At 44.0% G+C, this 13,609-nt stretch carries 1 protein-coding gene; it reads right to left on the bottom strand.

The annotated features are described in order from the left end of the window. Positions 1-11: 11 nt before the first annotated feature. Entirely contained in the window at positions 12-13,604 is a 13,593-nt protein-coding gene (locus tag AB6811_RS05365; RefSeq protein ID WP_369489413.1) for an Ig-like domain-containing protein, read from the bottom strand. Positions 13,605-13,609: the final 5 nt, after the last annotated feature.

The following is a 13,609-nucleotide window of genomic DNA, read 5'->3' as shown; positions in this document are numbered from 1 at the left end:
AAACATAACTTTTAGTATGAACGCTTAATAAATACGCTTCCCTTATACAGCTTGCCGGTATCCTTAATTTCCAACAAGTAGTAATAAGTTCCATCGGGAAGTTTTGAACCTATAGCCATCGAAACATTAGAGGTGCCATCCCAGTCGTTCTTATAGTTATCACTCTTGTAAACCAGGTTGCCCCAGCGGTTGTAAACATATAGGGTAACCTTTTGGAAGAACTCTATGTTTTGAACCTCGAACGTATCGTTGATATTATCGCCATTGGGCGAGAATGCTTCAGGTATTTCTACTTTCTTATTTGGATCGACACTAACGGTTACTGTTACAGTTGCAATATCGCATTCATCGTCGATGTCGCAAACCCTATAAGTGAAACTTTCGGTACCCTTATAGCCAGCTAAAGGTGTGTACTGTAGCTTGTAATCGGCGGTTACAATTATATTAGCATTTGTGGCTGGTGTAACAAGCTCTACCGATTTAACCCCATCGTTTAGGTAAAGGTCGTTCTGTAGAACATCAATAAGGATAGTAGTATTGGCGTATGTTTCTGCCTCATCGTCAATGGCATCGGGGGTGTAGTTTTCACGGTTCAGAACATTAATTACCACCTTAGCCAATGTGTAATCGCCATCCACATCCTGAATGTAGTACCAGAGCGAATCTACTCCATAAAAATCAGTGCCGGGGGTATACCGTACCTTGGTTGCAGCCGTATTTGCTGCGGTGCCATTGGTGGGTTGAGAATAAACCACTACCATAATACCACCATCTGTTTTATTTAGGTCATTAAAGGTTGGGTCAAATTCAACAGAACGGTTCTTGTAGGTAGTAACGGTATCGTTAACCGCATACGGTATAAGGTTGGTATTTTTAACCCTTATGGTAACGGTTGTGGTAGAACAATCGTTATCGAAATCGCAAACCTGGTAACGGAAGTAATCTTCGCCAAGGTAGTCAGTAGCTGGTGTATAGGTAACAGTATTATTGGCCTCAAGTACTGCATTACCATGAGTAGGCATTTGGGTTAACAGCAGTTTAATTCCACCATCCTCAAGGCCTGTATCGTTAAAGAGCACATCAACGTTAACTGGGGTGTTCTTAACTGTTCCTCTACCGTCGGGGTTAGCCTTGGGTTTGTGATCTAACCGCTCACCCACCTCAATATAAATCTTAGCAATTCCGTAATCGCCGTCTTCATCAACCACCATATACGAGAGGGAATCCTTGCCTACAAACCAGCTCGATGGGATGTAACGGATATTGCGGCTATCGAATACGTAGGCAAATCCATGGCGAGGTTTCGACATTACTTTGATGTATGACAGACCATCCTCAAGGCCAGAATCATTCTTAATAACATCAACCAGAACAGGTATATTCATGGTGGTTGTTGCAGTATCGTTAACGGCAACTGGTACAAAGTTAACCTCCTTAACGTTGATGGTAACAGTTGCTACATTACTGGTGTCGTTATCCCTATCGGTAATGTAGTAGGTAAATGTAGCTAATCCAAGATAATCGGTTACAGGGGTAAATGTAACAGTATTATCAGCGTTAAGAACAGCAGTACCTGTTAATGGATCGGGGTTCTGATCGAGATGAACAGCAATCCAGCCATCTTCTAGTCCGTCGTCGTTAATGAGTACATCTACGGTAACTGGCGTATTCTTTGATGTAGCGCGGCGATCGTCGTTAGCTACTGGTATGTTGTTCTGTTTATCTACTACGGTGATATAAACTGTAGCAAGGGAGTAATCGCCATCAACATCCTCCACGTAGTACTTGAACTCATCGTTACCCACAAAGAAATAGCCAGGAGTGTAAGTGATTGTATTATCGCTGTTAATAACCACAGTACCCCAGTTGGGTTGGGTGTGAATTTGCACACTCTTAATACCCTCAAAGAGTAAGGTGTCGTTGGCAAGTACATCAACATCAACAGGAGTATTTACAATTGTGGTAACATAATCATCGTGGGCTTCGGGAATCATGTTAAATGGCTTAACATTGATGTAAGCGTCTGCTTCATCTGATTCACCATCAACATCGGTTACCCTATATGTTAACTTATCGGTTCCCAGGTAACCATTATTTGGTTCATAGTAAATGGTATTATCGGGGTTAACCGTGGCAATACCATTACTCGGGTTATTAACGATGGTAATGGTTAAAGGAACATCCTCAACTCCAGTGTCGTTAAACAGCACATCAATTACTCGAGGAGTGTTATACGATGTTCCTCGGTAATCGTCGTTTGCAACAGGAATATGGTTAATTCTCTCAACAACATTTATGGTGACAGTTGCAACGGAGTAATCGCCATCAACATCCTCAATTAGATACTGGAAAGAATCGGTACCAAGGAACATGTACGATGGGGTGTACATAATGGTACGATTGGAGTTTACCACCACGGTACCAAACATCGGTTGAACCAGTACTCTTAAATCAGCAAAACCATCTTCAAGACCTGAGTCATTAGCAAGTACATTAATGTCAACCGAGGTGTTCATTGGTGTAGTTACCTCATCGTCAACAGCAAGGGGGACAATGTTCACTCCTTCCTTAACCCTAATTGTAACAAGAGCGTCGTCGCTATCGCCATCGGCATCGGTAACGGTATAACGGAATGTCATTGCTCCAATAAACCCGGTTTCCGGCGTAAATGTTACAGTATTATCGGAATTAACTATGGCTGTACCCTGTGCAGGAGCTTCAGAGATAGTTACGGCTACAGGAGCATCATCAAGTCCGGTATCGTTGAACAACACATCAACCACAACAGTTTGGTTAAAGCTGCAACCACGATTGTCGTCGTTGGCAACAGGTTGAGCATCGGGTCGATCGGTTACGGCTACGGTTACGGTTGCCAATGCGTAATCGCCATCAACATCCTCAACTACATACTGGAATGTTTCAGTACCAACAAACATGTAACTCGGTGTGTAGGTAACCGTACAGTTTGCGTTAACCACCACGGTTCCAAACTGTGGTTGACGGTATATGTTAAGTGAGCCAAATCCATCGTCGAGGCCGCTATCGTTGGCAAGAACGGGGATTGTAACAGGGGTATTAACATAGGTTGAAGCCGCATCGTTTACTGCTACTGGAACAACATTTGTTCCCGATTTTACGGTTATGGTTACTAAGGCATCATCGCTATCGCCATCGGCATCGGTCACGGTGTAACGGAAGGTCATTTGGCCAATAAAACCGCTTTCAGGCGTATATGTAACCGTATTATCAGCATTAACTATTGCCAATCCCTGTGTGGGTGCCTGCGAAATAGTTATGGTAAGTGGTGTATCGTCAAGTCCTGTATCGTTGAACAATACATCAACGGTAACAGGTGTATTGAAGCTGCAACCACGACGGTCGTCGTTAGCAACGGGCTGTGCGTCGGGTTTCTCAGTTACATTAACTGTAACGGTTGCAACGGAGTAATCGCCATCAACATCCTCAATTAAGTACTCAAAGGTATCGGTACCCAGGAACATGTAGCTTGGGTAGTAGGTTATGGTTCGGTTTGCATTAATGGCTACTGTTCCAAATAGGGGCTGAGTTCGGATGGTTAGATTACCAAAACCATCTTCCAATCCTGTGTCGTTAGCAAGTACATTTATGTCAACAGGTGTGTTGATAATGGTATTGGCAACATCGTTTTGAGCTACAGGCACATTGTTTGCACCAGGTTTCACGGTTATAGTTAACAGTGCATCGTCGCTTTCACCGTTAATATCGGTAACCACATACTGGAACGTAGATTGTCCAACAAAATCAGTTGCTGGTGTGAATGTTATGGTGTTGTCGGCATTAACCACAACATTGCCAACGGCTGGAGGTTGGCTGATTGTAACAGTTAACGGTACATCATCGAGGCCAGTATCGTTGAACAGCACATCCACCACAACGCTTTGGTTGAAACTGCAACCACGATAATCATCGTTTGCAACAGGGATAGCATTTTGCTTGTCGAGTACAGTTACAGTAACAGTTGCAAGCGAATAATCGCCATCAACATCTTCAACCACATACTGGAAGGTTTCAGTTCCCACAAACATGTACGATGGGGTGTAAGTAACTGTTCTGTTTGCGTTAACCACAACTGTTCCAAACTCAGGCTGACGGTAAATGTAGAGTGAGCCAAAACCATCGTCGAGGCCACGGTCGTTTGCCAGTACATTTATGTATACAGGAGTATTCACCTTAGTGGTTGCATCATCGTCGGCAGCAACAGGAACAATGTTGGTTCCACTCTTAACCGTTATAGTTACGGTTGCATCATCGCTATCGCCATCAACATCGGTTACAGAGTACTTGAAGGTCATCTGACCAATAAAACCGTTTGCCGGAGTAAATGTAACTGTGTTATCGGCATTTACTATTGCTGTTCCCTGAGCTGGACTTTGAGTTATAGCAACTGCAACGGGAGCATCGTCGAGACCGGTATCGTTGAACAGTACATCAACAACAACGGGAGTATTGAAGCTACAGCCACGACGATCGTCGTTTGCAACAGGTAGGTAATCGGGACGGTCTATTACGGTTACCTTAACCTCACCAATGGCCAAATCGCCGTCAACATCGGTAATCATGTAGTAGAATGTTTCAGTTCCTACAAACATGTATGTTGGGGTATAGGTAATGGTGCGGTTAGCATTTACCTGAACGGTACCAAAGTCGGGTTGACGATAGATTTCAATACTACCAAAGCCATCATCTAAGCCACTATCGTTCTTAAGAACATTGATGTTAACAGGCTTATTAATAATGGTTGACACTGAGTCCTTATTAGCAACAGGCACATGATTAATGCCATCCTTAACAGTAATAGTTACAGCAGCAACTGAGCAATCGCCATCGGTGTCGCAAACCTGGTACTGGAATACATCGGTTCCAACATAGCCATTATTTGGTGTATAGGTTATTGAATCGTTTGTAGCATTAACCAAATAGGTTCCATTGGAAGGATCAGTAATTACGGTAAGCGAGGCAACGCCATCATCTAAGCCGGTATCGTTTGTAAGAACATCTACCTTAACAGCGGTGTTCTTGGAGGTTGCACGACTATCAGGATTAGCTTTAGGCAGTGAATTTGGTTTGGCACTTACAGTAACGGTTACAGTAGCCAAATCGTAATCGCCATCTATATCCTGCAACATGTAAACAAACTGGTCGGTTCCGGTGAACCCGTTATTCGGAGTATAGGTTATGGTTCTATTGGCATTTACTGTTACATTACCATTTGCGGGTTGAGTGAAAATGGTTATACTGCCAAATCCATCGTCAAGTCCGCTATCGTTAGCCAATACATTGATTGCCTTTGACGTATTTTCTACAGTTGTTGCAGCATCATCGTTGGCAACTGGAACATGGTTAATAGGACGAACGTTTATGGTTACAGTAGCAATGTCGCAATCGCCATCGGCATCGCATACCTTATACTTAAAGGTAGCAATACCAGTATAACCGGCGGCCGGAGTAAACGTTACGGTATTGTCAACATTAGCAACTGCCGATCCCTTGGTAGGTTCAGGTTGTTCCTCAATGCTTACAACAATACCACCATCCTCAAGTCCTGTATCGTTTATGAGTACATCGACGGTGCGAGGAGTGTTTAATGAAGCACCACGGTTATCATCTACGGCTACTGGAGTATCGTCAATAGCAGTTACATCAACAGTTACATTCGCTTCGGCCCAGCTATCGTTGTTAAGGGTAACACGGTAGCTAAAAGTAACAGGTCCATTGTAAGTCTTAACCGGTGTAAACCTGATTGTGTTATCGGGGTTAACTGTAACGCTACCCTTGTCGGAATCGGGTTGGGTTGCAATAGATACTGATTTAACTCCCTTATCGAGACCCTTATCGTTGGCAAGTACATTGATGTTAACTGATGTTTCCTCATCTGTTGCAGTATTGTCGTCAACTGGTCGAGGACTCACATCATCTTGGTTAGTAGCGGTTACGGGATCAATGGCAAGGTTATTGTAATCGCCATCGGCACTAGCTGTGGTTATTGTAACCTGATAGGGTTGATCGCCATCCTCAATGTCATCATCAACACCTGTTAGGGTTACTGTTACAGGAGAGTTCCAGTTACCTGCATTGAAAACATGCGATGCAGGTGATACTGTTCCTTCGTTAGTATTGCTTGAAACAAAGTTAACGGTTACATCGGCTGTAGGAGCAGTGTTAAGCTGCATTTGGAACGTTGCAGTTCCACCTGCTTCGGTAGTTATTAGCCCACTTACCGGGAAGATGTTAACTCCAGCTTGGTCGTCATCGATATTTTGCAGTGATAAATCGTCAGGATCAATGCCATTATAGTTGGTATCGGCACTTACAGCTGGATGAAGGATGATGGTGTAGGTTTGATTTCCATCGGCCACCACATCATCGACACCGGTTACGGTAATGGTTTGAGGGGTATTCCAATTGGCACTTGTAAATGTTACACTAGCTGGAGATACTGTACCTTCAGCAGTATTTGATGACTCAACGTCGATGGTAACATCGGCAGTTGGTTCAGTATTAAGAACTATCGTAAAGGTTGCTGTTGTACCATCCTCACGGGTGTTACCGCTAATAGCCGATACAGTTATACCCGCCACATCATCGTCGGTACAGGTTACCTGAATATCGGGCGGGTTCAGGCTATTATACTTACTATCGGTACTGGTAGCATCCGATGTTGTAACAGTAAAGGTAAAATCGCCATCGTCAACTGAATTGTTAACCGGGGTAATGGTTAGCACTTGGTCAGTATTCCAGTTAGCTGGAGTAAAGGTAAAGCTGGCTGGTGAAACCGTACCTTTATCGGTATTTTCAGAGGTGATGGTAAATGAAACATTAGCTGTTGGCTCAGTAGCAAGCCTAAAGTTAACGGTTACAGGGCTTCCGCTTTCAGAATACGATACCGTTGTGGGCGATACAATATAACCGGCCACATCGTTGTCGCGATTGGTAACTGAGACATCAACAGGGTTCAGGTTGTCGTACTTGGTATCGGAGCTAACACAGGGCTGGGTTTCAATGGTGTATGCAATATCGTCATCATCCACATCATCGTCTACACCAGTAATAGTAATGGTTTGTGGCGTATTCCAATTTGATGATGTAAATGTAACGCTTGTGGGTGAAATAACACCCTCATCGGTATTTGTTGAATTAAGAGTGATAGAAACATTGGCGGTGGGTCGGCTATTGAGTTTAATGGTAAATGTAGCCTGTGCACCAGCCTCGGTTGTTACCAATCCACTTGTAGGATCAACTGTTACTCCAGCCACATCATCGTTAAGGTTGGTAACCGAAACATCCGATGGATTTAAACCATTGTACTTTGTATCGGTACTGGTAGCAGCAGCGGTTACTATAGTGTAAGTAACATTTCCATCGTCAACAAAGTCGTCGACACCGGTAACCGTTACAGTTACTGGGTTGCTCCAGTTGGCAGGGGTTATAGTTACCGATGTGGGCGAAACTATACCTTCGGCAGTATTGCTCGAACTTAGGCCAATGGTTACATTGGCTGTTGGACGGGTATTTAACCTTATGGTGTAAGTTGCAGTACCTCCGGCTTCAGTAGTTGTTAACCCCGAAGTTGGGTTAACGGTAATGCCTGCTGTATCGTTGTCGGTATTGGTAACCGATACATCGCTTGGATTCAATCCATTGTACTTAGTATCGGTGCTGGAAGCAACACCTGTAATAATGGTATAGTTAACGTTGTCATCATCAACATCGTCATCAACACCAGTAATAGTTATGGTTTGAGGAACATTCCAGTTAGCAGGTGTGAATGTTACGCTCGAAACACTAACTGTACCCTCGGCGGTATTGCTCGATGATATTGGAATAGTTACATTAGCCGTTGGACGGGTGTTGAGCTTGATTGTGAACTGAGCAGTTCCACCAGCTTCAGTTGTGGTTAATCCCGATGTAGGCGCCACAGTAAATCCAGCCGTATCGTTATCGATATTGGTTACCGAAACATCAGGTGGGTTAAGGCCGCTGTACTTACCATCGGTGCTGGAAGCCGGGTTGGTTACAATGGTGTAAGCTACATTATCGTCGTCAACATCATCGTCAACTCCTGTAATGGTAACCGTTTGAGCGGAGTTCCAGTTCGATGTGGTAAAGGTTAATGTGGTTGGTGAAGCTGAACCCTCTGCAGGATTGCTTGAGGTTAACGTGATTGTAACATCTGCAGTAGGTTTAGTATTAAGGCGAATGGTAAATGTAGCGGTTCCTCCAGCCTCGGTGGTTTGTAGACCTGAGGTTGGGGTAATTGTGAAACCGGCCACATCATCATCGATATTGGTTACTGAAACATCGTCGGGATTTAAGCCATTATACTTTGTATCGGTACTGCTGGCAGCCGAAGTAATTATAGTGTAACCTACATTATCGTCATCAACATCATCGTTTACTCCTGTTACCGTAATGGTTTGAGCTACATTCCAGTTGCTGGGAAGGAAAGTTACGCTTGCAGGCGAAACGGTACCCTCGGCAGTATTGCTTGAGCTCAAGTTAACTGTAACATTAGCGGTTGGCCTAGAAGTTAAACGAACAGTAAAGGTTGCAGTGCCCCCAGCCTCGGTGGTTTGCAATCCCGATGTTGGAGTAACTATAAAGCCAGCGTTATCATCATCAACATTGGTTACAGAAACATCAGCTACAGCTAGGTTGTTGTAAACCGGGTCGGTGCTTACAGCGTTGGATGTAACTACGGTATAGGTTATATCACCATCATCCTCATCGTCGTTAACGGGAGTTACAGTCACTGTTTTTGGTGTGTTCCAGTCGGAAGTTGTAAAAAGTAAGCTTGCAGGCGATACCGTACCTTCAGTAAGGTCGCTGCTTGATATGTCAATGGTAACATTGGCGGTGGGTTTGGTGTTAAGAACAACCGTAAATGTTGCTGCGCTACCACTTTCGTTTGTTGATAACGAAGTGGGAGTAACAGTTACCCCAGCCACATCGTTATCATTATTGGTTACCGAAACATCGGTTGGGTTAATGCCGTTGTATAACGGATCGGTGCTGGTTGCTGCAGCAGTAATTATGGTATATGTCTGAGGACCATCGGCTACAGCATCGTCAACTCCGGTAATTGTAACAATTTGAGGAATATTCCAGTTACCGGTGGTGAATGTTAACGAAGCAGGACTTACAGTGCCCTCAGCGGTATTGCTCGATGAAAGTCCAATAGTCACATTAGCCGAGGGTTGACTGGTTAGTACAATAGTAAAGGTAGCCTGTCCACCCGACTCACTGGTTACTAAGCCCGAAGTTGGATTTACAGTAATTCCAGCCTCATCGTCATCGATATTGGTAGCGGAAACGCTAAAGGTTTGTCCGTTGTATTTTGAATCGGAGCTTGAGGCTGTTCCGTTTACGCTATATGCTTGATCTCCATCGTCCACCCAATCGTTTTGGCCTGTTAAGGTAACAGTTTGAGGTGTATTCCAGTTGGCAGCGGTAAAGGTTAATGAAGTTGGCGAAACTGTACCCTCGGCAGGTTTAGTTGAGGTTAAACTGATTGTAACATTGGCTGTAGGACGACTGTTGAGCCTTACTGTGAATGTTGCGGTACCTCCTGCCTCAGTGGTTTGAAGACCTGATGTTGGATTTACGGTAATTCCAGCATTATCGTTATTTATGTTAACTACGCTTACGTCGGCCGGATTAAGATTATTATACTTTGTATCGGTGCTGGTTGCCGGCGCAGTTATAATGGTGTAGTTGATATTTCCATCGTCAATATCATCATCAACACCAGTAATTGTAATGGTTTGCGGGGAATTCCAGTTAGCAGGAGTAAAGGTAACCGATGTTGGGCTAACTGTTCCCTCAGCGGTATTGCTCGAGCTCAATCCAACTGTAACATTGCTCAGCGGTTGGCTATTTAGCCTAATGGTAAATGTAGCCTGACCTCCTGCCTCGGTTGTTGTAAGCCCACTGGTTGGGTTAACCACGATACCGGCAACATCGTTGTTAGTATTGGTGACAGTAACATCGGCAACGGCTATGTTGTTAAATACTGGATCGGCGCTGCTGGTGTTAGATGTAATAATGGTATAAACCACGTCGCCATCATCAACCTGATCGTCGACACCGGTAACGGTAATGGTTTGGTTTGTATTCCAGTTTGCAGAGGTAAATGTAACCGAAGTGGGATTTACAGTACCCTCGGCGGTATTGCTCGAAGTAAGTGTAATGGTGACATTAGCTGCAGGCTGAGCGGTAAGTCGCATGGTAAAGGTTGCTGTTCCACCTGCCTCGGTTGTGGTTAAGCCACTGGTTGGACTAACATTAACTCCTGCAACATCGTTATCAATATTTAATAGGTTGATATCGGCAGGGTCGATACCATTATAATAGGTATCGGAGCTAGTTGCAGGACCAATATTTATGGTATAGGAAATATTGCCGTCAACAATGTAGTCGTCAACTCCGGTAACAGTTACAGTTTGTGCCACATTCCAGTTAGCCGAGGTAAAGGTTAACGATGCGGTTGAAACAGTTCCTTCGGTTAAATCGGAACTACTAATAGGTAGGGTAACGTTAGCGGTGGGTTGAGTTTTAAGAACAACTGTAAAGGTTGCAGTACCACCAGCCTCGGTTGTATTACCCGAAATGGCTGAAATAGTAAAACCCGGGGTACGAACAACTATAGTTGCGGTTGAGCTGAGCGCAATTTCGCAGTTCCCGTTATCGGCTTTAACCACAAACAGGTTGTTGCCCACCTCGAGGTTAGCAGCAGGTATGGTAATTACAATATTACCGCCTGTTCCCACACCTGAAGTTACGTAAACATCGTTTTTATATACATTGTAGGTAACTCCATTTTGTGTTGAGTTAACGGTAATTGTACCATTGTGACCGGGATCGACAGTGCTACCGGTAACTGTTAAACCGGTACTTGGGGGGTTAACTACGCTTATAGTAAATTCTGCTGAGGTTGCTGTACATCCAGCCTTGGTTACCTTGAGGGTATAGTTAGTACCAGCATCGGCAAGAACAGCGCTTGCCTTATAGAATTGCTTAGCAGTAGAAACCACTATAGTTCCCTTCTTCCACTCATAGGTGGCGTTGTTTTCAACAGCGGTTAAATCAATGGCCTCACCAACACATACATTCACATCACCTGTAAACGAAGTATTTGGTGATATATCAACAGTAAAGTAACGGGTTGATGTACAGCCACCCTTTGATACAGTAAGCGACCATTGACCCACGTTAAAATTACCCCAGGTACGGCTTAGGGTTTGAGTTGTGGAAATTGTTGTGGCTCCGTACTTCCATGTATAGGATGTAGCACCCTGTTCCTGAGCCACCAGGTACAAGTCCTGTCCTACGCAAACAGTTGTATCGCCCGAGAATTCCAAATCGGGACCAACGTAAACGGCAAATTCTTGAATGGTTTTTGAGTAACCATCGTCAGCCATAAGGTAAATAATGGCATGGCCACTCTTATTAGCAACAGGGGTTACCTTAACCCAACGGTTAGTACCTGTACCTCCTACCTCAATATTCCCATTTAGTACAAAGTTGGGATCGTGTGAGTATGCTGTAACAACAATATTGTCAGCAGGTGTTTGTGAACCATCGCTCACGGTAAATGGTAAGGTTGATGGTTCGCTATTGGTACAAACGCTCTGGTCCGATGGAGGTGTAATGGTTGGTGGAGTGTTTACAGTAAGGTAAACCTGCTCGGTATTGTTGGAGTAAAGGTTATTGTTATTGCGCCCCTCATAGGTAAACGATGTACGACCCCACCAGTTGGAAGTAGGCACAAAGTTTAGGTTTGCAAGATTTGCAGCAGTAACAGTGTAAGGCACAGTACTAATTGGAGTTGCACCAACCCGCAAGGTACCATTTGAAGGAAGAGTAGTAATACGAATCTCCTTTAGGGCAACCCCTGTAGGATCGAAAAATTTACTGGTAAAGTCGGCCTGAGTAAAGGTAATGTTGGTATTAAGAGGACCTTCCTTGTATATATCGCCCACCCAGGGTGCAAGCCCGTTTATACACTTGGTGGCACTTTGGGTAACATGTATTTTAATGTTTGAGTAACCAAGGTCAATGGCGTTGAACCAGGTGTTCATGGTATTCATGTTTCCATTGAAATTGGTGTTTTGTAAATCAGCATTCCACGACCAGATACGTGGAACGCTTGCACCATTAACTAATTGCACTCGTTGGGTTCCGTCCATGAGACCCTGACCTGTCTCATCGCCCCAGCGTGATATAAATGTATCGTCCCAGTAAATGGTTGCATTGAGCTTGCGGAACGGGCGAACAGAGGAGGTTCTTACCCCATCGCACTGTTCCACATCGTAAACGGGGAAGTTGGTTGGTCCGCGGCCCATAAAGGTTGCCGATGCATTGTAAACACCAACCGGAACCTCAGCCCCTGCATCGTTCTTAAAATCCCAAAGTATGTAGTTTATCCCTTTCTTTAAATCCCGGTAAATAACCCTGTCGCTTCCACTGGTTGAGTAACCATTCCCGTCAATATCGATAAGTATGGCGACAAAGGCATCAATATTCATCTCCATTTTAAAAATGGCAACCGAACTATAGGGACAGCCAACTCGATTCTTTTCCAAGTACACATCGTAATCGGAAACGGGTAGCTGCATGGGGGTACGCATGTAATCGTAGTCGTAGAAGAGGGTGTCCTCAGCCCATACTTGAATTTTGGGAGGCGCCAAACGAGTTGTTGGCCAAATGCTCCTGTCAGGGTCATTCAAATATACCCTATACTCCATGGCATTGGCTGTTTGGTCATTATCCTTGCTCTGGGCGCGTTTAATATAGTGCGGTTCCGAAGCTACTGGAATTATACCATAGGAGTTTGACTGGAATTTGAATGAGAAAGGGTAGTACTGGAAATTGATTTTATTAACAAACTCATCGGAAGTGAAAACGTAAAAGAAATTGTTAACAGGATACTCAGTGAAACTTGTTGTGGTCATCTGCCACCCCTTACTATAAATTCTACCAGCAGGTATATTGGGCTCACCTGGATTAGTAATAATATTATTGCTGGCATCAGTAACAGTGATATCAAAAAATTCAAGAGCCCAACGTCTGTTATCAAGATGTCTGAATTCAATATAGTAATCACCTGTTTGATCCGCAGTAAAGGAAAGAGGGGAATAACCAGCTGTAATAGTAACGCCATTTAGCTTAGCGCCATTTGGACCGTTAATTGCCTGTGTGTAATTTGTAATGTACCCTGCACCAGAAGTAGGCATTGCAGTTTCGGCGTATGCAATGGTTCCATCAGGTTTTCTAATTCTAAACCTTACCCTGGCCGGATCAGTATTAACATTTCCCCCATAATTTACCGTGTTCATCTTAAACCCGAAGAACACCTTTTCGCCAGCATTCAACCTAATGTTTAAACGTTTTTCCACAGGACAATCATAACCTGCAAAATCGTTACTACCTGTTTGAAATACGTTAAACTCCAGCCAAAGCCTATCGCTTGAGTTAGGCATAAGCTGTTTGGTTCCTTCAGGGTAAGCGGTTTTAACGCATAAAACTAGTAGCGCTAATAACCCAAGAAAATTAATCAGTCGTCTCATATTCA

The organism is Tenuifilum sp. 4138str (genome assembly GCF_041102575.1).
In the GTDB taxonomy this organism is placed as follows: domain Bacteria; phylum Bacteroidota; class Bacteroidia; order Bacteroidales; family Tenuifilaceae; genus Tenuifilum; species Tenuifilum osseticum.
Note: the sequence above shows the minus strand (reverse complement) of the source record. Positions and strands in the feature narration are given on the sequence as shown.